The sequence below is a fragment of the Alcaligenes pakistanensis genome, assembly GCF_014652815.1.
Lineage (GTDB): Bacteria > Pseudomonadota > Gammaproteobacteria > Burkholderiales > Burkholderiaceae_B > Alcaligenes > Alcaligenes pakistanensis.
The window spans coordinates 562,023-585,896 of record NZ_BMZN01000002.1 but is presented as its reverse complement, the minus strand read 5'-3'; the positions used below and the strand labels follow the sequence as shown (position 1 = coordinate 585,896).

19 protein-coding genes and 1 tRNA gene are annotated in these 23,874 nt (G+C 56.0%); 7 read left to right on the top strand and 13 right to left on the bottom strand.

Translation table 11 applies throughout. The features are described 5' to 3' along the window. Positions 1-4: 4 nt before the first annotated feature. Positions 5-1,459: a peptidylprolyl isomerase gene (locus IE156_RS07640; RefSeq protein ID WP_189392242.1), complete on the bottom strand. Its 1,455-nt coding sequence runs from the start codon at positions 1,457-1,459 to the stop codon at positions 5-7. Beyond that, positions 1,452-3,839, bottom strand: coding sequence for an LPS-assembly protein LptD (locus IE156_RS07635; protein WP_229841099.1), 2,388 nt, complete (start codon positions 3,837-3,839; stop codon positions 1,452-1,454). The genes IE156_RS07640 and IE156_RS07635 overlap by 8 nt, the downstream gene beginning before the upstream one ends. A 109-nt stretch (positions 3,840-3,948) precedes the next feature. Between IE156_RS07635 and IE156_RS07630 the strand changes: the two genes are divergently transcribed. From IE156_RS07630 to IE156_RS07620, 3 genes are all read left to right on the top strand, one after another. Then, positions 3,949-4,995, top strand: coding sequence for an aminoglycoside phosphotransferase family protein (locus IE156_RS07630; protein WP_189391928.1), 1,047 nt, complete (start codon positions 3,949-3,951; stop codon positions 4,993-4,995). Beyond that, the gene (gene murU, locus IE156_RS07625; RefSeq protein ID WP_189391927.1) at positions 4,995-5,705 is read left to right on the top strand and encodes an N-acetylmuramate alpha-1-phosphate uridylyltransferase MurU; all 711 of its coding nucleotides are present in this window, start codon (positions 4,995-4,997) and stop codon (positions 5,703-5,705) included. Before IE156_RS07630 ends, murU begins: the two co-directional genes overlap by 1 nt. A 164-nt stretch (positions 5,706-5,869) precedes the next feature. Then, positions 5,870-6,577, top strand: coding sequence for a hypothetical protein (locus tag IE156_RS07620; protein WP_189391926.1), 708 nt, complete (start codon positions 5,870-5,872; stop codon positions 6,575-6,577). A gap of 105 nt (positions 6,578-6,682) precedes the next feature. Here the strand turns inward: IE156_RS07620 and glnQ are convergent, their stop codons facing one another. From glnQ to mnmC, 9 genes are all read right to left on the bottom strand, one after another. Further along, positions 6,683-7,411, bottom strand: a complete 729-nt coding sequence (gene glnQ, locus IE156_RS07615) for a glutamine ABC transporter ATP-binding protein GlnQ (protein WP_189391925.1) — start codon at positions 7,409-7,411, stop codon at positions 6,683-6,685. Then, complete coding sequence (locus IE156_RS07610; protein WP_189392241.1) at positions 7,408-8,076, bottom strand: ABC transporter permease subunit; 669 nt, start codon at positions 8,074-8,076, stop codon at positions 7,408-7,410. The genes glnQ and IE156_RS07610 overlap by 4 nt, the downstream gene beginning before the upstream one ends. A 283-nt stretch (positions 8,077-8,359) precedes the next feature. After that, positions 8,360-9,091 carry a glutamine ABC transporter substrate-binding protein GlnH gene (gene glnH, locus IE156_RS07605; RefSeq protein ID WP_373296508.1) on the bottom strand — a complete coding sequence of 244 codons (732 nt, stop codon included), beginning with the start codon at positions 9,089-9,091 and terminating at the stop codon, positions 8,360-8,362. Positions 9,092-9,319: 228 nt separating this feature from the next. Next, on the bottom strand, positions 9,320-10,111 hold the full coding sequence (locus IE156_RS07600) for a MetQ/NlpA family ABC transporter substrate-binding protein (protein WP_189391923.1): 792 nt from the start codon (positions 10,109-10,111) through the stop codon (positions 9,320-9,322). Between the two features lie 50 nt (positions 10,112-10,161). Beyond that, positions 10,162-10,821, bottom strand: coding sequence for a methionine ABC transporter permease (locus tag IE156_RS07595; protein ID WP_189391922.1), 660 nt, complete (start codon positions 10,819-10,821; stop codon positions 10,162-10,164). After that, positions 10,818-11,828 (bottom strand): methionine ABC transporter ATP-binding protein, encoded by a 1,011-nt coding sequence (locus IE156_RS07590; RefSeq protein WP_189391921.1) that lies wholly within the window; start codon positions 11,826-11,828, stop codon positions 10,818-10,820. Before IE156_RS07590 ends, IE156_RS07595 begins: the two co-directional genes overlap by 4 nt. A 246-nt stretch (positions 11,829-12,074) precedes the next feature. After that, a tRNA-Lys gene (locus IE156_RS07585) sits at positions 12,075-12,150 on the bottom strand. 265 nt (positions 12,151-12,415) lie between these two features. Further along, a complete protein-coding gene (locus IE156_RS07580; RefSeq protein WP_189391920.1) occupies positions 12,416-14,587 on the bottom strand; it encodes a glycoside hydrolase family 31 protein in 2,172 nt (723 codons plus the stop codon). A 151-nt stretch (positions 14,588-14,738) separates the two neighbouring features. Continuing rightward, a complete protein-coding gene (mnmC, locus tag IE156_RS07575; protein ID WP_189391919.1) occupies positions 14,739-16,604 on the bottom strand; it encodes a bifunctional tRNA (5-methylaminomethyl-2-thiouridine)(34)-methyltransferase MnmC2/FAD-dependent 5-carboxymethylaminomethyl-2-thiouridine(34) oxidoreductase MnmC1 in 1,866 nt (621 codons plus the stop codon). A gap of 134 nt (positions 16,605-16,738) precedes the next feature. On the opposite strand from mnmC, the gene IE156_RS07570 reads away from it, so the two are divergent. After that, positions 16,739-17,602 carry an inositol monophosphatase family protein gene (locus tag IE156_RS07570; protein WP_189391918.1) on the top strand — a complete coding sequence of 288 codons (864 nt, stop codon included), beginning with the start codon at positions 16,739-16,741 and terminating at the stop codon, positions 17,600-17,602. A 135-nt stretch (positions 17,603-17,737) separates the two neighbouring features. Here the strand turns inward: IE156_RS07570 and IE156_RS07565 are convergent, their stop codons facing one another. Beyond that, positions 17,738-19,429 (bottom strand): AMP-binding protein, encoded by a 1,692-nt coding sequence (locus IE156_RS07565; protein ID WP_189391917.1) that lies wholly within the window; start codon positions 19,427-19,429, stop codon positions 17,738-17,740. Between the two features lie 80 nt (positions 19,430-19,509). On the opposite strand from IE156_RS07565, the gene IE156_RS07560 reads away from it, so the two are divergent. From IE156_RS07560 to mgtE, 3 genes are all read left to right on the top strand, one after another. Next, a complete protein-coding gene (locus tag IE156_RS07560; RefSeq protein WP_189391916.1) occupies positions 19,510-20,709 on the top strand; it encodes a M20 aminoacylase family protein in 1,200 nt (399 codons plus the stop codon). A 180-nt stretch (positions 20,710-20,889) separates the two neighbouring features. Continuing rightward, positions 20,890-21,234: an acyl-CoA thioesterase gene (locus IE156_RS07555; RefSeq protein WP_222667978.1), complete on the top strand. Its 345-nt coding sequence runs from the start codon at positions 20,890-20,892 to the stop codon at positions 21,232-21,234. Between the two features lie 21 nt (positions 21,235-21,255). Then, complete coding sequence (mgtE, locus tag IE156_RS07550; RefSeq protein WP_189391914.1) at positions 21,256-22,737, top strand: magnesium transporter; 1,482 nt, start codon at positions 21,256-21,258, stop codon at positions 22,735-22,737. Positions 22,738-22,897: 160 nt separating this feature from the next. On the opposite strand, the gene IE156_RS07545 is transcribed toward mgtE, so the two are convergent. Next, positions 22,898-23,791 (bottom strand): DUF1932 domain-containing protein, encoded by an 894-nt coding sequence (locus tag IE156_RS07545; protein ID WP_189391913.1) that lies wholly within the window; start codon positions 23,789-23,791, stop codon positions 22,898-22,900. Positions 23,792-23,874: the final 83 nt, after the last annotated feature.

Sequence of the window (23,874 nt, the reverse complement as noted above, 5' to 3'; positions counted from 1 at the left end):
ATCCTTAGCGACGACGAGTGCTGGATTCAGGGTCCAGGCGGTTATCAATATAAGCGCGACCGCGCAGGCTGTTCAGCCAATCTTCAAAGGCAGGTTCAGCACGTTGCTGGAACAAAGCCTGACGGGCCTGCATACGCTTGTACTCGCCTTCCATATTGCGAGTGCGGCGTTCGACCACTTGAATCAAGTGCCAGCCAAACTGCGACTCCACCATCACGCTGTCGCTGCCCGGTTGGAGCTTGTCCATGGCTTGCTCGAAAGGAGGCACGGTCTCGCCAGGCGAGAGCCAGCCCAGATCACCGCCTTGCGGGGCGCTGCTGTCTTCCGAGTAACGCTTGGCCAGATCCTCGAAGGACTCGCCATTGCGCAAACGGACTTGCAATTGCTCAATACGCTGACGAGCTTGCTCCGAAGTCATTACCTTGGAGAGCTTGACCAGAATATGACGAGCATGCGTCTGGGTGACCATCATGGGGCCCGCCTGGCTTGCACCAGCACTTGCCACTGGGGACGTATTGGCCGGGGCGCTGCCGCCACGTTCCAGAACCTTCAGAATATGAAAGCCTTGGCCGCTACGGATCAGATTAGAAACTTGGCCGGGCGCCAGCTGATGAACCGCTTGAGCGAACAAATCAGGCCAGTCCGACAAGGGACGCGTGCCCATCACGCCACCATTCAGCGCTTCCTGACCGTCCGAGCTGGACGCTGCCAAACCCGCAAAGTCGGCACCAGAACGAGCCTGAGCCAGCAGACCCTCGGCTTTCGTGCGCAAACGAGACTCTTCACTTGAGTTCGCACCTTCTGGCACACGCACCAGAATCTGCGCCAGGCTTACGGGTGCATCCTGGCTCTGTGCCGCAGACTGCCCCAGATTGCCCAGACCCGCGCCACCTTGCGAGCGCAGATAGATATCAATGTCGGCATCGGTAATATTGATGCTGCTATCAACCGCGCGCATGCGCAATTGATCCAGCAAAATTTCCTGCTTAAGGTTGGAGCGGTACTGCTCCCAGCTAATGCCGTTTTTCTCGATCTCGGCGCGCAGCTGAGCTTCGCTCATGCCATTGCGCGAGGAGATCATGCGCACACCCTCGTCCACTTGCTGAGGGCCCACCGAAATACCCATGGCACGCGCTTCTTGCTGTTCCAGACGCTCGTTGATCAGGCGCTGCAAGACTTGCTTGCGCAACACGTCCTGGTCAGGAGCAGGGATTTTCTGATGCTTTAACTGGTCCAGAACCTGGGCGGCTTCCAAATCAACCTGACGCAAAGTAATGACTTCGTCGTTGACCACGGCAGCGATGCCATCCACAAACTGCGGTGCGGCGGTAGCGGCTGCCTTATTGGATGCGGCGGGCTTGGACTGCGCCTGAGCCATTTGGGCCGTGCCCAGACCCATTACGGCCATCAAGGCCAATGACAGGGTACGGTTTTTCAAGCTGAAACGCATATTATTCATACCTCTCATGAATCATTTTTTCCTGTACGGGGTCCGAGACGGATTCATAGCCGATCACGCGATCACGCAGCATTTTGATTGGGTCGTTGCCAATCCCGCCCAGGCCGGAGAGTTCCAGCTGGAAGTAGATGGCTTTATTGGTTTCTCTGGCTGAAACAGCATAGCGTTGCATTACCACTCGCGCTGCCCAGCAACAGTCCCCTTTGTATTCCAGCCCCATCACAGTTTGCGTACCACGGCTTTCCTGGATGGAGTAATCGTAACGCCCCACGGCATACAGCTTATTGCTCAATGGCCATTGGCCAGTCATGGAGACGTATTCTTTCCCGCGATGATCCTCATCACCAGGAGTGAAGGTGGGATCAACAACCTGACGCGGGTCACGCTCATAACGATAGTTCACGCCCAGCGTTGCCAAGCGTTTCGGACGCCAGCGTACACCGGAGGCAAGTCGATTGCGGCGCTTTTCATCCGGATTGAACTGAGCATCAAAGTTAACCGAGAACGTATTGGTCAAAGCAGCACTGGCCCCGACCAGGTAATCGGAACGGGTGCTGGTGCGGGCTTTTTCATCGCCCAAAGTAACGGTTTGCTTATCAAAATACAAACGTTGCGCACCTTGCAGCACCAGACGCTCAAAGCCCGTGTCGGCGTCCAGCCAGCGCGAGGTCAAGCCTACGGTTATCTGGTTGGCGTTGGAAATACGGTCCCAGCCGCCGGAGAAGATGTTTTCACTAAATGCCTGGGCAAAGTTGAAGCTGGCCAGACTGGTGTCATACAAAGGCAGCGAAGACTGATCCCGGTAAGGCACATACAGATAGTAAACACGCGGCTCCAGGGTTTGGATGGAGTCGTTGCCAAACAGGGTGGTGTCACGCTCGAACGTCATGCCCGAATCGACCGACAAAATTGGCAACACACGGCTTTGGGTACGGGAGCGGCCATCAAACTTGGCCATATTGGGGTCCCCCACATACCAGTCCGTCTGGTATTGGCTCATGTGCACACCCGCTTTAGGGGTGATGTACCAGCCTGGACGAATGACGGGATACGCCACGGTGGTGTAGGACGAGAAGCGCGAACCATCAGGCGCCTGACGCGTATAGCGCATATTGTCGAACTCATTCAGATTGCCACTGTAAAACGGCATACGGAAACGAGTTGCGTAATTGTCGCTGACCACATCAAAGCCACCCCAGTTATAACGGGAGGCACCCAAATACCATTCAGGTAATTTGTCGTACTGTGGCTGACGGTAGCCCGTCGAGGAATCCTGCAAGGTCTGATAGCGTGTCGCACTGACGTGGGAGCGGAAGTACTTGGAGCCGCCCCAACCCAGAGTCACCGTGCTGGCCAGATCCTGGATCGTGGAGTCGTTCAGACCAAAGCTGCTGAAATCGCGGAAATAGTCGTCGTCCGACACCCGACGAATATCAGCATTCAAATACAGATTGGCTGGCAGGCTTTGGCGGTACTGCCCCATGAACATCCAGCGCTTATAGCCCAGTTCCTTGTCATCGGGCAGGTAGTTACCCGTTAGCTCGCCCGAGAAACCATCGCCCAGATAACGGAACTCGCCGCCCAGCATGGCGCCCCGCTTGCTCATGAAGCGAGGGGTCAGCGTGGCGTCATAATTGGGGGCCAAATTCAGGTAATACGGTACGCTCAGATCCAGACCGCCCCGAGTCGTCATGCCATAGGTAGGCAGCAGGAAACCGGATTTACGCTCTTTGCGCAGCGGGAAGGTCAAGTAGGGGGAATACAACAAAGGCACGCCCTTAAAGTACAAGACGCCATTGCGTGCTACCCCTTCGTTTTCCTTAGAATACAGATCCACCTTGGGTGATTTGATATACCAGGCCGGTTCGGGACATGGGCAGCCCGAGTAATTCACATCGGACAGACGCATATGGTTGGAGCTGAGAATATCAGCCTGCGTGGCTGTTCCGCTGCCGCCAGTAGCACCCAGCCAGAACTCCGGGTTCGTCATGCGCCCCGTGTCCGCATCCAGGTTGTAGTCAAACTCCGGGCTACGCACCAAGGCACCATCACGCATGATCAGGCCATTGCCACGTACTTCCATCTGGCCGGTTTTTTCCTGATAGTCGATCCGGTCTCCTTTGACGACCGAATCAATACGCCGCACCTGGGCTCCGCCTTCCAGACGCATGGTGCCGTCTTCCAACGTTTTCATCTGGTCGCCTATCAGGTAGACGGCCATATCTTCTTCCTGGAGCTTGCGCACTTGCAAACCGGGGGACGTCTTTAAAGACGGACGCACGGACGACTGAGCCTGGGCTACCCCCATCCCTGTCATCATCAACACGATATACCACGCCGCAACTCGCACTAAGACTGCGCCTCCAGTTGTGTCCTGCATTTGCTCGTACCAGGTGAAAAACCCTGGCGACCCGGTATTATAGTTAAGCCTGCCGTTTAGCGGCACTGCTAAACACTAATCCGTTACGATCTTCTGCGTCCCTTTATTTATGTCTGCTTCTATTTCTGCCGCTTCCGACCCTCGCCTGCAGCAAGCAATCACGTGGTTAAACACCCTGAAATCCAGCTTTGGGCTGGATCTGGACACCTTGCAAGCGGCCTCCAGCGACGCCAGCTTTCGTCGTTATTTTCGCCTGAAAACTCAGGACCGCACCGTTATTTTGATGGATGCGCCCCCTGCTAGCGAAGACTGCAAGCCATTTGTCCACGTTACCCAACTGTTAGCCCCCACGGGAATTCATGTTCCCGAGATCCTGGCGGCAGACACCGAGCAAGGCTTTTTGCTGCTAAGCGATCTGGGCAAGGACAACTTCCAGCACGCGCTGAAAACACCAATGGCACAAAGCGAGCTGGACAAACTGTACCGCAGTACTTTGCTAACCTTGGTGAAATTGCAACAAGCCGACACGACCGGCCTGCCTCCCTACGACGAACAGCGTCTGTTGGAAGAGCTGCAAGTGTTCCCCGAGTGGTATGTACAAAAGCACCGCCAGTTTGAACTCAGCGAGCAAGACAAGAGCATGCTCAGCGACACCTTTGCCCAGTTGGCCCAGGCCAATGTGCAAAGCGCCACCGTGCTGGTACACCGCGACTTCCACAGCCCCAACCTGATGATGCCTCTGCCCGGACAGACTGAACCTGGCGTTATTGATTACCAGGACGCCTTGGCCGGTCCCATCACTTACGATATTGCCTCCCTGGTGATGGACGCCCGCCACACCTGGACTGAAGAACAGCAGCTGGACTGGGCGATCCGCTACTGGCAGGCCGCCATGGAAGCCGGGCTGGACGTTCCCGCCGACTTCGCCATCTTCCATCAGCAGTATGAATGGATGGGCCTGCAGCGCAATCTGCGTATTCTAGGGGTTTTTGCCCGCCTGTCCCTGCGTGACGGCAAACATCACTACCTGGATCACATGCCCCGTCTGCTGGGCTATGTGCATCAGGTAGCCAGCCGCTATGAATGTTTTAATGCCCTGCTGCGTCTACTGAACCGCCTGGAAGGCCGTCAAACCATCTTGGGCATGACCGTCTGATGCGTGCCATGATTCTGGCTGCCGGTCGAGGCGAGCGCATGCGCCCCTTGACCGACACTTGCCCCAAACCCCTGATTCAGGCAGGCGGCCAACCACTCATCGTCTGGCATTTGCGGGCTTTGGCCAAGGCCGGCATTCGCGAGGTCATCATCAACCACGCCTGGCTGGGTGAGCAGATCGAAGCCACGCTGGGTGATGGCAGCCAATGGGGCCTGCAACTAAGCTATTCGCCAGAGCCATCAGCCTTGGAGACGGCAGGCGGTATTGCCAAAGCCCTGGATTTTTTTCAGGGCCAGCCTTTTTTAGTGATGAATGGGGATGTCTGGTCTGACTGGGACCCGGCCCAAGCTTTTGCCATGGCCGAACGCCTGCAAGAGGGGCCAGAACTGGCCTGGCTGGTACTGACGCCCAACCCGCCGCACCACCCTGCCGGTGACTTCGGCATGCAAGATGGGCAATTGCCGCTATGCACCCAAACGGCTGCGGGAGCCCGCAGTGCCACCCTAAGCGGTATCGGCGTGTACAAACCCGAGCTGTTTGCGCACTTGCCCAAAGACCAGTCCGCCAAACTCGCACCCCTGCTGTATGCCGCTATTGAGCATCAGCACGTTCTGGGCACCTTGCACCCGGGCTTCTGGATGGATGTCGGCACCCCCGAACGACTGGCTCAGTTAAACCAACACTTGGAATCGTTAGCACCCTCACAGTAAACTGATATTTTTCAAGGCTAGCCGGCACACGTTTCCAAGCACAACAAAGGGCAACAAAGCCAGCTATACCGCCTCCATAGCCCCAATGACGTCTATGCTAATGGGTTTTGTAATCGGGACTTAATCTGCCTTAAGTCCCCTGTCTGACAGGAACGTCTGTTCTCATGCTTGGTTCCTCCAAACGCACCGTATTCAAACCCACCGCCTACGGCTCAAGCCGTCGAAAACGCCGCATTCCACGTTGGTTTGTCCTGCTTTTGACCGGCATCGCCCTAGGCGCAGGTGGCCTGCTTTTCTTGCAGAAAAGTTATGGCCCCACTCGCTTGACCGTAGAACAGTCAGAACAGCTGCACTATGACTTGAACAGCGCCAATGCCGACAAGCAGCGCTTGCAAGGCCAGTTAAACCAAACCAGCCGCGATCTGGAAGAAGTCAGCCAGAAAGAAGGCAAGCTGGGTCAACAGACCGGCGACCTGCAAGCCATGGTCACCAAGCTGGAAAAAGATGTCGCGCTGTTTGCCGATGCCATGCCCCCAGATCCCCGTGGCACCTCGCCGGGAATCCGGGCGGCCGAGTTCACGATCAATAACGGCCAGCTAAACCATTTTGTGCTGCTGATGCAGGACAAGGGCAAAGAGGCTGAATTTAGCGGCACCATGGAATTTGTAGCCGCAGGTCGCTACACCAATGGCCGTTCTGGCAATGTGGATCTGCCCAGCCAAGCCGTTAGCGTGGGCCGTTACGCCTACATCAATGGTTCGGTAGAGCTGCCAGCGGGCTTTACGCCCCGCCAAGTTACGATCCGCATCAAGCCGGATGGTGCCAACCGCGTCGTTGCCACGCGCACTATTTACGTATCACCGTCTAAGTAATATCCGCCTACCGTCTGTCTCAGACAGCCGGCACGCTACAAAAAAAGCCCTTCAGGTTCTTGGCTAAGCAGCCAAATCCCTGAAGGGCTTTTTGTTTCTGCCTGCTTACGCCACGTGCTGCAGAAAGTCTTTCAAGCGTTGACTTGGTGGATTGCTCAGCATTTCAGCAGGCGGGCCATCATGCGCTACCCGTCCCTGATCAATAAAAATCAGGCGGCTACCCACGCGCCGCGCAAAGTCCATTTCATGAGTCACAACAACCATAGTCATGCCTTCTTCGGCCAAGAGCTGCATGACTTTCAGCACCTCCTGACGCAGCTCCGGGTCCAAGGCCGAGGTTGGCTCGTCAAACAGCATCAGCTTGGGCTTGATTGCCAGGGCACGGGCAATCGCCACCCGCTGCTGCTGACCGCCCGAGAGCTCGTTGGGATAGTGATCTACCCGCTCGGCCAGCCCTACCTTAGCCAGCAGGTCCAACGCTTCCTGACGAGCCTGGGCACGTTCTGTGCCACGCGTATGCACAGGTCCGAACATGACGTTTTCCAAGGCGCTCATTTGCGGGAACAGATTGAACTGCTGAAACACCATGCCCGCTTCCCGGCGCAGCTCGCGCACCTGGGCGGGCGTGCCATTGACGCTCAAGCCATTGACCACAATATCACCGGCCTGAATGTCTTCCAGCTTATTGATACAGCGTAAAAAGGTGGACTTGCCCGACCCCGAAGGCCCGACCACTACGACAACTTCGCCCTTATCGATATTCAAACTAATATCGTCGAGCACGACATTGTCCCCAAAGCGCTTGCTTACCTTCTTGAACTCGACAATGCTCATACAATCCTCATACGGTGTTCAACAAACTTCAGAGCCAGGGCAATCAGGCCGGTCAGAATCAGATAGATCACGGCTACGGCGCCCCAAATCTCCACCGAACGAAAGTTATTGGCAATAATTTCCTGACCTTGGCGGGTCAGCTCTGCCACACCAATCACAATAAACAGCGAGGAATCCTTCAAGCTGATAATGCATTGGTTACCCATGGCCGGGATCATGCGTCGAAACGCCACTGGACCAATAATGTGCAGCAAAATCTTGTGAAACGGCAGCCCCATGGCTTCACCCGCTTCTTTCAGGCCCTTGGGCACCGATTGCAAAGCGCCGCGCACAATCTCGGAAATATAAGCGCCTGAATTGATCATCAGGGTGAAGATCGCGGCAGTCAGTCCATCAATACGAATGTTGGCCAGCATAGGCAGCGCAAAGTAGATGAACATTACCTGCACCACAATCGGCGTGCCGCGAATAAACAGCACGTACACCTGGCACAAGAAAGACAGCACGATCAGCAAAGAGCGTCGGAAAAAGCTTAGCAAGGCCAAAGCAATCAGCACCTGCAGCGAACTCCACACCCAGCCGGGGACAAAGCCCAGCCAGTGCTCGATGGCCCAGGACAGGCCCTTGCCCAACACGCCCAGCACGATCAGCCCCAAAACAGCCATAGCCGCCCGACGCCAGGTGACTGGCACCCGAACATAGGTGGTGATCACACCCGTTAGAAAACCCAATACAGCCCCACCCACCAAACCCAGCAGGGTGATGAGCAGTGTCATTTTTGTACCTTCCAGAAGGCTGGGTAAAGCCCCCCAGATAGCGTCCCATTGAAAAGTCACAGTGCTACCTTTGTGTTTGAACACACGCCCTAACGAGCGTTAAAAATAAAAGCGGTGACCCCGTTTAAACACGCGATCACCGCTTTGGCATAGCGCTTACATCAAGGCTTGCTTAGTCAGGTTGCTTGCCAAACCATTTCTGGTAGAGCTTGTCGTACGTGCCATCGGCACGAATGTCTTTCAGTGCCTGGTTCACAACCGGTACCAGTTCGCTGTCTTTGGGGAACGCGATACCGTAGAAGTCACCGCTTTTCACCGCGCCCGTCACCTTCACACGATCCTTGCCACCTGTCTGTGCGTAGTACTGCACGTTAGGTGTGTCGTGCACCACGGCGTCCACACGGCCGGTAGCCAGTTCCAGGAAGGCGTTATCGATATTGGGGAACAGCTTGAGCTTGGCAGTCGGTACCGAACGCTGCATGAAGTCCACCGTTGCGGTGCCAATCTTCACAGCCACTGTTTTGCCTTCCAGATCGGAAGCCGTCTTGATGGCGGTGTTGTCGGTATTGACCAGGATAGCCAGACCGCTTTCGTAATAAGGGTCGGAAAAGTCGATGACTTGTTTACGATCATCCCGGATGGTGATCCCTGCCAGAGCCGCATCCAGATTGCGTGTTTGCAGGCCAGGAATAATGCCGTTGAAATCCATAGGCTGGAAACGGTAATTCAAATTGGCCTTTTTCGCGACGGCATCCCACAAGTCGATATCAAAGCCGGTGTATTTACCGTTTTGCTTGAACTCAAAAGGCACAAACGCCGTATCGGTTGCGACTACCAGCTCTTTGCCTTGCTGCGCCAAAGCCTGCCCAGCGGGCAAAGCCAAGGCCAGGGTCAAGCCAGCCATCAGGGTTTTCATTTTCTTATTGAACATCCGTCACTCCTCTGTAGGGACTGGCCAAAAACCAGCCAGTTCGATGTTTTTTCCCAAGTCAGCGCAGGCTCATGGCCTGCCCCAGCGTTGATCTATCCTACCCGAAGCAGCCCAACTCTTTGTATTTAATAGTTTTAAAAAAAGAAAAACCTCGGGAAATCCCGAGGTTTTTTTACTTAAGTCATCGCCTGAACACTCAAATTAAAAGGCAGGAACAATCGAGCCTTTGTATTTGTCAGCGATGAAAGCCTTGACCTCTTCGCTATGCAAAGCCTTGATCAGCTTGGCCACACGAGGATCATCTTTGGACTTGGCAGCCACCGCAATCAGGTTGGCATAGGGGGAGTCAGCACCCTCAATCGCCAAGGCATCCTTGGTGGGGTTCAAGCCGGCTTCCAGCGCGTAGTTGGTGTTGATCAGAGCGATATCCACATCAGCCAAAACACGCGGCAAAGTAGCGGCTTCCAATTCCTTGAATTTCAGCTTCTTGGGGTTCTGGTCCACATCACGCGAAGTTGCCAGAATGTTGGAAGGATCTTTCAAGGTCAGGACACCAGCCTGTTGCAAGAGCAGCAAAGCACGAGCGCCGTTGGATGGATCGTTAGGGATCGCAACCAGTGCACCTTCTTTCAGCTCGTCCAGCTTCTTGATTTTGGTGGAGTAAGCACCAAAGGGCTCAACGTGAACCACGGCCACCGACACCAGATCGGTTTTGTGTTCTTTGTTGAAGGTATCCAGGTAAGGCTTGTGCTGGAAGAAGTTGGCATCGATATGGCCGTCCGCAACCTGCTGGTTGGGCTGCACGTAATCGGTGAACACCTTGATATCCAGGTTCACGCCTTCCTTGGCCAATGCTGGCTTCACAAACTCCAGCAATTCGGCGTGTGGCACGGGGGTAGCAGCAATCGACAAGGTCTCGGCAGCTTGAGCGGCGCTGGCCAGCAGAGCCGACACGGACAAGGCGAGTACGGGAACAAATTTCTTCAAAGACATGAGCGACTCCAGTTTCAGAAAGGCAAGGCTATGACCATAGCTGCCGGGACTTATTTTCGGCTCAAGCGAGCCACCATGGCGTCTCCAAACACCTGCAGGAGTTGCACCAGCACCACCAGGATAGTCACGGTAACCACCATGACATCCGTTTGATAACGTTGATAACCAAAGCGCAATGCCAGATCACCCAGGCCACCACCACCAATCACACCCGACATGGCCGAATAACCGACCAGGGCAATCGCGGTGACAATCAAGGCAGCCACAATTCCCGTGGTTGCTTCTGGCAATAAAGCCAGCAACACCGTCTGACGGGAGTTGGCCCCCATGGCGCGACAGGCTTCGTTCACACCGGGGTCCAGCTCACGCAAGACGTTTTCCACCAGACGGGCAAAAAACGGGGCGGCACTCAAGACCAAAGGTGGAATAGCACCTTGCACCCCCAAGGATGTGCCGGCCAGAATTCGCGTTAACGGAATAATGACGATCAATAAAATCAGAAAAGGCACGGAACGCAAAATGTTCACGACCAAGGATAGAGACTGATAAATCCAGACGTTATCCAGCATCTGCTTGCGGCTGGTCAGAAATAACAGCACGCCCAAAGGCAATCCAATAATCGCGGTAAAAGACAGCGAAACACCCGTCATCAACAAGGTATCAACGGTGGCCTCACCGATCAGCGCCCAATCCAAATTGCTAAAGTTCATGGTCGCAATACCTCAAATTGGACATTCAGTTCGGTCAGCAAGGCATCCAGGCCCGCCTTGGCCTGCTCATTACCTTCCACAGCCACTACCAGCTGCCCATAAGGCTCCGTTTTAATGCGACCAATGGCCCCCTGCAAGATGCTGACGTTCAAACCTAACTGGCTGGTAATACGACTGATTAAGGGCTCTGTAGTGGCCACACCGCGCACGCTCAGGCGCATCACGCTGCCTGGCACGCCCTCTGCCAATGCATGCCAGTCGTCAGCGTTCACACCGCTCTCGCTCAATAAAGACTGCGTGGTGGGATGATGCGGGTGCAGAAACACATCCAGCACTTCGCCGCACTCTACAATCTTGCCGGCATCAATCACGGCGACACGATCACAGACGGAACGAATCACATCCATGCCGTGGGTAATCAAGACGATAGTCAGGCCCAGTTCCTGGTTAATTTCCCGCAGCAAACGCAAAATGGACTGCGTGGTCTCCGGGTCCAGGGCGGAGGTGGCCTCGTCGCACAATAAAAGCTGAGGACGGTTAGCCAAGGCTCGGGCAATACCTACCCGCTGCTGCTGCCCACCGGACAGCTGACGGGGGTACTTATTAGCATGGTCTTTCAAGCCTACCAGTTCCAGCACTTCCAACGCACGCTGCTGACGTTGGGAACGATCTATCCCTGCCAGACGCAAAGGAAAGCAGACATTGTCCAGAACGGTACGGGAATGAAGCAAGTTGAAATGCTGGAATACCATCCCCACGCCTTGTCGAAAGGCACGCAACTGCGCACCTGAAAAACGTGTGATGTCCTGATCCTGCACCCAGACCTGCCCCGAATCAGGTTGTTCGAGCAGATTGAGCATGCGAATCAGCGTACTTTTTCCAGCACCCGAGCGACCAATAATACCGAAGACCTCTCCTTGGTGGATCTGCAAGGAAACGTCGTTCAATGCATGAACGGTCTTGCCTGCCAAAGAGTAGGTTTTTGAGATATGTTCAAGACGAATCAAAATGAACTCAGCCTAGTTAGTCAGTCGAGTTATAAAAGCCTGAGCTGTAAGCGAAATTTACCATAAAGCAAATTTGGCGATGGCCAGATAGATATAACCCAGGGAAATATTGAAACCATACTGAGGGCTGCCCTCTATAGCAAGATTTCCGACCGGCCAATCGCGGATGTTACCTTGGCTGTGCAAGGCAAGCGCCCAAAGAAAAAGGCCGCTAAGCGCGGCCTTGTTTCTACGTTTTCAGTGTAGTGGTGGGTCGTGCGCGACTCGAACGCGCGACCAACGGATTAAAAGTCCGCTGCTCTACCGACTGAGCTAACGACCCCCTACTGAAAGATGAAATTATGGCAAGATTTAAGAACCTCGTCAAGCCTTAAATGCAAAATAAAGAGAGAAAGCGCCTTTTTCCTTAAAAAGATTGGAATTAGCGGCTCTGAACAGCCTTGCTTCTCCCTTTTCTGCTTTTTCAGAAACAAAATCTGAACATCAGCGTAGGGGCTTATGGGTCTGCAAATAGAAAATGCCTCCCGATACTGAGGTCAGACCCCAATGCCGGGAGGCATATAAAGACGATCAGGCTCGTCTAGCGCTTAACGGGCACGAGAAATACGAACCTCGGCACCCCGGCGTTTGACCTCCAGCCCTTCGGACGGCAGGATCTTCAATCCTTCCAGACCCTTGATGTAGCTGGAGCCCTGCATCTGCATGACGCGAATCTTGTTGCGCATCACCACCGGGCTATGTTCAGGCATGCCAAACATCCAGACTTCATCGAGCAAACGCGCCGAATTGAACTCGGAAGTGTGTTTGACTACGGGGCCCAGACACAACATATGCCCTTCACGGCCAAAGACAGGCAAACGATCCAGACCGACACTCATCTTCAGCGTCGTGCCGCCTTCATAGCGCCAGCCCGTGCTCAGATCCCACCAGGCCTCGCCTTCAGGCAAGTAGACCTCAATTTCCTGGCCAGGCTGCAAGATAGGAGCCACCAGCAAGGCCGGGCCCAGGAGATACTGCGTATCCCACAGGCGGGCCTGACTATCAGCCGGAAAGCTTTGTGCCATGGAACGCTGCACCGGCAAACCAGTACGCACAGCGTCCTCAATAATGCCCAGAACATAAGGCACCAGACGGAAACGCCATTCCAGCCAATGATTGACCTGCGCTTGTGTTTCTTCATCAAAAGCATCAGGGCGCAGGGCAGGAATACCTTGCAAGCTGAAATTGGCAGAAAAAACCGCCATGGCCAGCCAGCGCAAGTACAACTCGGGTGTCATTTCGCTGGTCGATGCGGCGGCATTGCCCCAGCCATGAATCTGAATAGGCACACCGCTATTGCCACTAGCCAATGCAGACTTCAAGGACTCCGTCAGACCCGCCCAGGTATTTTCGACCTGTGGGCCTAACTGCCAAGCGAAGCGCTGGGACGACGGGCTCAGATCCCGGCTAGCCACGACGCCTTCCTGCGGCGTCTTGTGACCGGCCACGGCATCAAACAAAGCCTGTCGTGCCAGAACAGGGTAGATGGCCCGTAGCAAGGCACCGGACTCACCACCACGGCTGGTGATGGTGTCGGGAATATCAAAACGGGCATTGCACAGCACAGCACCCAGGCCATCATCGACCATCTGGCGCTGACGCTCTGTCCACATACGGAATACGTCTTTGTGGGTCAGGTCCAGCAAGCCGTAGTCGCGGCCACCGCTTAGCTCGTCGCCAGGAAAGACATGGGCGCAGCCGTCATCATCATTGATGAGCAGCCAACCTCGATCTTCCCACTCTTCAAACAAGGAGGTACCTGCCTGCACACAAGGACGCGTCCAGGCAGCCAGTTGTACCTGATCGTTTTGCAAGGCAGAGAAAGCCTCACGCGGCTCCGCCATACGGGCTGCGTTCCACTCCAGCGCAGGTTTGTCCTGCTGGAAATCGTAAGGCTCGGGCGGCGGCAAGACGGCGACATCCAATGCAATACCCTGCTCGCGGCACTGGTTAGCCAAGTCACGCAAGGACTGTATGTCCTGCTGCGCTTGTGCGCCATCCAACCACAGTCCCATAGGCGAGACACCGGGCTGCCCGGCACGCCCCGTCAAGGCGGAGTACTGATTGATGATTTCGCTGGGATCGCCCAGGAACAGGAAGAAATCCAGCTCGGCCGCATGAACACAAGCGCGATAACGGTCCAGGTCTTGCTGACCCAGATCGTGCTCGACCCGTTCAAAGGTATTGATATACAGCCCCCAGCCCTGCGTACTCCAGAGCAAAGGCAAGCTGCGATCGTTGGGGCGGTCGCTGTCCAGAGTCTCCTCGCGGCGATCCAGCTCGCCCAAGGTTTCGCCCAAACCATACAGGGCATCTTCCTCGGCCAGGGCCAGATCCAGTTGCCAGCAAGCGTTGGGCTCTTGGACAAGCGTTACAGGCTGCTCGGCACTGCTCAGGAGCAGCTGCTCACCGCGGCGGATTTCAAAGCGCCACGGATTAGCCTGGATCAGCAAGACGAGTTCGCCCTGCTCAATCCGCCAGCCAGAATCGGCCGCTTCAAGTTGGAATTCGCTGACCGCCTCGTGGCGGGCCAGCAGCATGTCGCTCAAAGCTTTAGCACGGGTGCTTAGTTTCTCATTGTCGAGCCGGGCAGCCGGCAGACAGCGGAAACGGAAAACACCCGGCGCATGAGCTTCGATGCGCAGCGCAAAATCGGTTTCGACAAAAGCGAAATCGGCCAGGGCCGGTTTCGTCGTCAACAAACTCAGATGATTAAACAATTGTGTCACGTCGTCAGAGTGGAGCGAACGGCACGATGCTGATCGCAGGGTCACGCTCAAGATTACTTAACAAGGCCACTATTTTGACGTATTTGCGCGACAAAGGAAAATGTTGCTTCAAATTTCGTCGAAATAAATCGAAAAACAGGCCTTAGCGGGGTATTAAGGCTTGCTCCAGACGCCGCTCCAAAGGAATAGGCTCCTCCAGACAATACGCGGCAAACAAGCTGGCTGCCAGCAAGCTCCAGCTCAAACCTCGAGAGCCGTAAGCCGCAGCCATAAACAATCCGGGCTGGCCCGGCACGAAACCCATCACGGGTAAATGATCACTTAAGGCACAGCGCCAACCGGCCCAGCCGGACTCAGGTGTATCCACACCGAGCGCGGGATCGGCCAACATGGCCGAGACTTTCTTTAAATTTTGCTGATGTCCCTGAGCGCTGACCTGGGCTGACTCACCAAAACGTTCATAGGTACTACCGATGACTTGCCCGTGAGTGTCAACAGGCAGGATATAGCCCTGACCGCTTAAAGTCACTTCACCTGTTGTAAGTGCCTGCCCGGCAGGCAGGTAACTCACTTGCCCGGCCAGACGCTGCATGGCCGCCAGCCGAGGCATCGGAGACGCACTCTGTACTGTGCCCGCAAGCACGTCCAGGCTTTGGTCTGCCGCCGCAATCACCACACGATTGCTGCATTCCAGCACATCCCCATTCAGACTACGCAGCTCCCACACGCCTGACTCTTGCCCAGCCTGCAACGCCACCTGCTCAGGCAAGCACTGAATCAAAGGATGATCCAATAGATAAGCCACCAGCGCAGCAGGGTCGACCACCATCCCTTGCGGGAAATACAGACCACCACCCTGCAAGGGCGCCCCTGCCAGGGCAGAGCCTTGCTCGCGATCCAGCCATTGAACCCAATCCGTGTCCAAAGCCAGACGAGTCAGGGCCTGCTGGATATCGGCATCACTATTACCGGCTTGCCCAAATACCAAGGTTCCCACCCGCCGGGGACGAACAGCTTCCGGCAACGCTTTCCAGCCTCGCCAGGCATGCAGAACCGCAGTCCGGCTAAGACGGGCCAGCGGCGCATCATCCAGCGCAAATACGGGAGAAATAGCGGCCAGCCGATGACCTTGATGGGAAGCATCCAAACCTTTGCTCAACACCGGATCGCAGACCAGAACAGGCAGCCCTTTGCGAGCCAGTTCCCAGGCACAGGCCGCACCGGCCAGACCGGCGCCAATCACGACCACCCGCCCCTGTTGCTCCGGCAAGTTGCCACGCCGCCCCAGGTGCGGCCGCAAACGGGCACGAATTGTGCACCATTTTCCACCGGCCCCCGGCACTTTCTCCACTTCAAAGCCTACCGAGGTCAAATCACGTCGCACCTGCCCGGCGCAACACCAGGAGGCGGCGGTCGCCCCCGGCGCGGCCAAACGTACCAACTGCCCGAGGACTGAGCGCGACCACATTGCAGGATTGCCACGGGGTGCGAAACCATCCAGATAAAACGCGTCTGCATGGCATTGCAGTTCGCGCATCATGGTCTCGGCCTGCCCAAAGGCCAGCGTCAGCGTGACTCGCCCGCCATCCAGTTCCAGGCGATGTATGCCCGGCACTAGCATAGGCCAAGCCGCCAATAACTCCTGAGCTTGCTCCTGCAATTCTTCAGGCAATCGCGCATACAAAACCGCTAAATCCTTCTGCCGAAAGGGATGAGCCTCCACTGAGACAAAGTGCAGCTTGTCGCTACGCGCCGGGTCCTGACGCCAGGCCTGCCAGCTCGCCAGAAAACTGGCCCCCAGTCCAAATCCGGTTTCACAAATCGTGAACTGTCGTCGCCCCTGCCAGCGTTCGGGCAGGCCATTGCCGTGCAGGAACACTCGCTGCGCTTGCCCCAACGGGCCATCGGGCGGGTGATAGCTATCTTGATAAACCGCACTGACCGGCACCCCGCGCTCATTGAACTCAAGAACGGCTGGCACCAAGGGTTCGAAGGCAGCAGCAACCATCAAATTTCCTGCCCATAACAGCAATCACACACGTTCAAACCCCCTTAAACAAGCCTTAATCAAACTGACACCAACAAACACGTACAATAAAAAATCTCTATCCCAGACTCTTTCTTTTTCAAAACCGGATTGCCATGCCATTGTCACGTTTACCGCTCAGCGCCTGCCTGGACGCTGCCGTTACTGCAGCCCATGCCGCAGCCGCCATTTTACAAGCCTATGCGTCGGACCGTAGCTCTCTGGTGATCCGCAACAAAATGCACAACGACTTGGTGTCGCAAGCCGATCACGAAGCCGAGCAGGCCTGCATCAGTGTCTTGATGGAACGCACCCCCGATATTGATATCGTGGCCGAAGAAAGCGGCGGCGTAAGCACAGGTCGCCCCACCTGGTATATCGACCCGCTAGATGGCACGACCAACTTTCTGCACGGCATCCCTCACTATGCCGTTTCAGTCGCCTTGATTGCCCCGGCAGGCACCCAGATGGATAACTGTGTACTGACAGAGGACACCCCCGTCATTGCCGTGGTCTACGACCCTTGCCGGGAAGAGCTGTTCACCGCCATGTATGGCGTAGGCAGCTGGCTGAATGGCAGCCGCATTCAAAGCTCCTCATCCAAAAAACTGGCGGACTCGGTACTGGCAACAGGCTTCCCTTTCCGCGATTTCTCCTTTTCCGACCAATACATGCCCAGCCTAAATGCCGCCATTACCGGCAGCCGTGGCGTGCGCCGCATGGGTGCTGCCGCGCTGGATCTGGCCTGGGTGGCCTGCGGTCGTTACGACGGCTATTGGGAAATGGGCCTAGCCCCTTGGGATGTCGCCGCCGGCACCTTGCTGGTACGTGAAGCCAAAGGCGTTTGCCAAGACTTGTATCAGGAAGAGCCTTGGCCGATTAGTGGTCACGTCTACGCAGGTAACGCCCATATTGCTGACGAACTATTAGGTATGGTGCGCCCTTCGCTGACTCAGCGTCCGACCAAACCCAAGCCGTAAGCCAAACGCGCAGGGCTATTTGAAGCCCTATAAACGAACAGCGAACCAACTTACATTGGCTCGCTGTTTTTCATCCTACCTTAAGAATTTTTGCTCGATGGGCTGATACTCCGCCCACCCCAACAGCCTCGACTCCTACGCCTTTGCTGTGGATGCTTCATCCCGCAGCACGCGACGCAAAATCTTGCCCACATTGCTCTTGGGCAGTTCGTCCCGGAATTCAATAATGCGCGGCCGCTTATAAGCCGTCAGGCGCTCTTTGCACCATTGCTTGATATCAGCCTCGGTCACCGAGGGATTGCGCTTCACCACGAACAGTTTGATGCTTTCACCGCTATGTTCACTAGGCACACCGACAGCAGCCACTTCCAAGACAGCCGGGTGTTCTGCCACCACTTCCTCAATCTCGTTGGGGTAGACGTTAAAGCCTGACACCAGAATCATGTCTTTCTTGCGATCAACCAGACGAATGCGTCCTTGTTGGTCCATGACACCAATATCGCCTGTTTTCAAGAAACCATTCGGCGTAAAGACGTTGGCGGTTTCCTCAGGCTGATTCCAATAAGCCGACATGACCTGCGGCCCTTTCACAGCCAATTCGCCCTGCTCACCCATGGCGACTGGCTGACCTTGTTCGTCCAGCAGGAGCACATCGGTCGATGGCAAGGGGAAACCAATCGTGCCGCTGTATTCTCGCGAGTCTGTGGAGTTAACTGCTACCACCGGCGAGGTTTCCGATAAACCGTACCCCTCAATCAAGGGGCAAGCCGTAACGGCCAGCCAACGTTCGGCCACAGCTTTTTGCAAGGCGGCCCCGCCCGCCAGACACAGCTTGAGCTGATCAAAGGGCAAGGTGCGGAATTTCTCGTGATTGGCCAGCGCATTGAACAAGGTATTCACGGCTGGTACGACTTCTGGCGGATTACGTTTCCAGGCCTTGTAAACCGAATTCAAGTCGCGCGGATTCATGACCAGCACCATATGCATACCCGCATACATGGCGAACAGGCCGCAGACCGTCAGCGCGAAGATGTGATACAGCGGCAGGGCCACCATCATGGTGTAGGCCGGACCTTTAAAGTCACCCAAAGCCGGAAAACCTACCGCTTCCACCTGCAAGACATTGGCCATCAAATTACGTTGACTTAGCATGGCCCCCTTGGGGCGCCCCGTTGTCCCGCCGGTATATTGCAGCAAGGCCAAATCGTCTGGCTTGGCAGCCTGACGATGCAAACTTAACTGGCTACCTTGCTCCAACACCGTTTCCAGGCGTTGCGCGCCCGGCAAGGAGTAAGAAGGCACCATGCGTTTCAAATAACGTACTGCAAAATTAACCACGCTACCTTTCAAACCCATCAAATCGCCCACGGTGCTTAGCACGACATGGGCAGGTTTGACGGCGGCTGGTACTTGTTCCAGCACATGCGCAAAGGTTTCCAGAATCACAATGACCTGGGCCTGGCTATCGGCCAGTTGGAACTCCAGCTCTCGTTCGGTGTATTGCGGATTGGTGTTGACCCCCACCATGCCGGCCCGCATCGTCCCCAGCAGACAAATCAAAAACGGCAAACCATTAGGCAACATCAACATGACACGGCTACCACGTTCCAGACCTTGGGCCTGCAGCCAGGCGGCAAAGGCGTCCGCGCTACGGTCCAGATGCTCATACGTAATGTCATGCCCCATAAAGGTCAGCGCCGTCCTGTCCTTATGCTTTTTGATGGCCGTATCCAGACAATCAATCAAGGTCTGCTCGGCTCCCAGCTGAATGTCCTGGGGCACAGAGGCAGGATAATGTTCGAGCCAAGGTTTTTGCTGAGTATCCAAGGGCTTGTCACCTAATACATGTTTATTTATGGTTAACTCTACTCTACTTTATTGTTCAAGCCCAAGGACAAGCCCGCATCATGAAGCTGTTTGAACCCATTTCCGCCTGGTCCCACGAAATTGCGGCAATCCGGCGTGATCTCCATGCTTATCCCGAACTGGCTTTCGAGGAAACCCGGACTGCTGATCAAGTCGCGTCCTGGCTGGAGAAATGGGATATTCCCGTGCATCGCGGCTTGGGGGTGACAGGTGTCGTAGGCATCTTGAAAGGCACAGGCGGAGACGGACCAGCCGTGGGGCTGCGTGCCGATATGGACGCCTTGCCCATGCAAGAGCTCAACGAGTTCGATCACAAAAGCCGTCACGAAGGCAAGATGCATGCCTGTGGGCACGACGGCCATACCGCCATGCTGCTGGGCGCCGCTCGCTATCTGGCTGAACACCGCAATTTTGCGGGCACGATCTACCTGATTTTCCAGCCTGCCGAAGAGGGCTTTGGCGGCGCACGGGAAATGATCAAAGATGGCCTGTTCAAGCTGTTCCCCATGCAAGCCGTGTTTGGCCTGCATAACTGGCCCGGCATGCCGGCCGGCACCTTTGGTGTCTTGCCCGGCGCCATGATGGCCTCCAGCAACACCTTTGAACTTCGTATTGAAGGCAAAGGCGCACATGGCGGCATGCCTCACCTGGGGGTCGACCCCATCATGGCGGCCGTACAACTGGCGCAAAACCTGCAAACCATTGTCAGCCGCAATGTGGACCCACTGGAACCCGTTGTCGTAAGCATCACCCAGATTCATGCTGGCTCCGCCGACAATGTGATTCCCAACGAAGCGCTAATGCGCGGAACCGTGCGCACCTTCTCCACCGAAGCGCTGGACTTGGTCGAGACCCGGATGCGAGAGCTCAGCGAACAAAGCTGTGCTGCTTTGGGCTGTACGGTCGACTTTGACTTTGACCGTCGTTACCCGCCCACCATCAACCATCCTGAACAAGCAGCCTTTTGCGCCCAAGTCATCCAGGAACTGGTCGGGGCCGACAAGCTGCGCCAGGACATTCGTCCTTCCATGGGAGCAGAAGACTTCTCCTTTATGCTCCAGGAAGTGCCCGGCTGCTACGTCTGGCTGGGCAATGGGGACGGCGACCATCGCAGCCAGGGCCACGGCCTGGGTCCGTGCATGTTGCACAACGGCAGCTACGACTTCAACGACAGCCTGATTCCCATTGGTGCCAGTTACTGGGCCAAGCTGGCCCTGGATTGGCTGACACAACACCGTTGACGCTTTAACAAATGTTTCATAGCGGGCCCAAGCCATGCCGTTACAATGGCAGGTTCTATTTCTGACGGCGTGCGCTGCGCACGCAGCGGCCCCACAGCCCCTTCTTCCAATACGGGAGTATTTGTGACTACCTCAAGCCCACTTTCTTCGCTACCGGACGGAGCACCCACCCTGCGCGTCATGCCTATGCCCACTGACGCCAATATTCACGGTGACGTGTTCGGCGGCTGGATCATGTCCCAGGTGGACATTGCCGGGGCCATTCCCGCTACCCGACGCGCCCAGGGGCGAGTCGCCACGATTTCAGTGAATGCCTTTACCTTTAAGCAGCCAGTCTTTGTGGGTGACTTGCTCAGCTTCTACACAGAAATCGTCAAGACGGGCCGCACCTCCATTACGGTTTCAGTAGAAGTGTATGCAGAACGCAAACGCCTGCAACTTGAAACGGTCAAGGTAACCGAAGCCACGCTTACCTATGTGGCCACCGATGACGAGCGCCGCAGCCGCCCGCTGCCCCCTCTCTAAGTATTCGTGACAGGCAGGTCTATGCAGGAAAACCTGGTACCCCCTACTTCTCCCAGCTCCACCCCCAAGCCGCGCCGCCTGGAGCCCGAGGATGCGCAGCAGGCGCTTTATCGTCTGAAGAACATCTTGAAGCGCCAGGAAGTGGTCGAGTCACTGGCCCAACGCCAGTTCGAGGACGACGACCGCTCCAACCTGCTTGAAGGTCTGATCCATCGCCAGCACGAAAGCGAGATCAAGACCATTCTGAATGACCTGCATCCGGCCGACATTGCCTTCATTCTGGAGTCTTTGCCCGAGCTGGAGCGTCAGGCCATCTGGCAACTGGTCGATGCCGAGCACGATGCCGATGTGCTGCTGGAAGTGGCGGATTGGGCGCGTGAATCGCTGATTCGTTCCATGGATGCGGCAGACCTGATCGCCGCCGCCGGCAATATGGATGCCGACGAGATTGCCGATCTGGTGCCCGACCTGCCGCCCGATGTGGTGGCAGCCGTGCAACGCGGTTTGACCGACGAGGAACGCGCACAGCTGATTGAAGCCATGGGCTACCCCGAGGATACCGTGGGCGCCATCATGGACTTTGACATGGTGCGTGTGCGCGAGGACATCACGCTGGAAGTGGTCTTGCGGTATCTACGTCGTTTACAGGAACTGCCCGACCACACCGACCAGATTTTCGTGGTGGACCGAGCCGATAAATTGCAAGGCACCCTGTCCCTGACCCGCATGCTGGTCAACGAGCCTGAAACCCTGGTTTCGTCGGTCATGTCCACCGATTATCTGACGCTAAACCCGCTGGATTCGGACTCGGACGCCGCCGCAGCGTTTGAGCGCTATGACTTGGTGTCCGCCCCCGTGGTGGATGATATGGGCCGCCTGATTGGCCGCGTCACCATTGACGAGGTGGTGGACGTGCTGCAAGAGGATTCGGAAGAACAAGCCCTGTCCCGCGCTGGTCTGCAAGAGGACGATATTTTCTCGCCTATCCGCACGGCTATCCGTAACCGCGCCCCTTGGCTGCTGATTAACCTCTGTACGGCGGCAACGGCTTCCTTTATTGCCTCGCGCTTTGAGGATACCGTCAGCCATATCGTGATCCTGGCTTTCCTGATGTCGATTGTGGCTGGTATTGGCGGGAATTCCGGCAACCAGACCATGACCATGATTATTCGTGCCATTGCCACAGGCCGTGTCACAGGTTCCAACGTCATACCACTGATCAAACGCGAACTGCTGGTGACTTTTCTGGTCGGGGTCTGTGGCAGTGCGGTCACCGCATTCTTTGCCTGGTTCATCTCGGGTTCGATTCCGATTGCCGCTGTCATGATGGCAGCCATGATCGGCAATATGCTGATTGGTGCTGCCCTGGGCGTCATCATTCCGATTCTGCGCGACCGATTTGGCAATGATCCAGCGGTGGGTTCCTCGGTATTACTGACCTTTGCAACAGACTCGCTGGGTTTTCTGCTGTTTCTGGGACTGGCGACAGTCTTCTTGCTGTAGACCGCAGGAAGAATGCACTTAATAAAAAACCCGGCTTGATGCCGGGTTTTTTATTGTTCAAACGTCAGGAACGTGATGCACATAGCCTCGCTGACAACATCTGCTCTACCTCAGCGTGTGCACGAGCCTGCCACTCGTCACAGAACTCACAACCACGCTATCAAGACCGGGATGCGCTCCCTTGAGCCTCTTCCAGAAAAACCCCCAGGCTCTCTGCTGTACCCACTGCCTGCGGGCGCTGCAAAGCCTCGGTCTGCGCGGTGTGCTCAAAAAAATCCAGCACACCATTAGTTACCCGGGGCGCTATGCCTGCCAGCTCCAACTGACGACGCACTTGCAATACCTCGTCGCGACGGCGCACACCATGCACCAGATGGCTGCGCAGGCAGGACTCCATGAAATCCTGCAGACCTCGTTCATTTAAGTCCTGTAAGACCTCATACAACTCGCTGCGCAAACCCATTCGCTCGGCCAGCATCAGATTCTCGATTCCCAAGGCCTCAAGCCCTTTAGTCATCAAACTACGCAGCAGCTTCAGACGCATTGCATCGCCGGCCTGACCAGGAAGAAGCCGCACAGAAGCACCCTGAGCCTGCCAGAACGCCGCTGCCCTAGCTGCACCCTGCCCCGCAGCCAGCAAGGCGGTCTGAGCGCCTGTGGTAGGCACAGAGCCCATAATGGCCAGATCAGCCAGTTCCACATTCTGCTGGCGCGCCAGCACCTCCATGGCCTCCATGTCCAGCGGCTCGGCTGTACATAAATCCATATACAGCGTTCCAGCCGCCAAATGAGGCATAACCCCCTTGGCCACGACAGCCGCCTGCGTGCCAGTCACGGCAGACAGCACACCATCCAACTCCTGCCACTGTGCATCCGCCTGCATGCAAAGCCGGGCCCCTAGCTGATCCGCCAATTCCTGGGCTGCAGGGCTGACACGCCGCACCAGCAGAAACGGAGTCTGTACACCGGCTAACTTCAAGGCGGAACCATAAGCTCGAGCCACCTCACCCGCACCGATAAGGGCCACACGCTGTAATAAAGGAAACGTTGTCATAAGAAAGAAAACAGGAGAAAAGTTACAGCCCTGGCACCAAGAAAAAACCCCATGAGCCAAGACTCATGAGGTTCTTAATTACC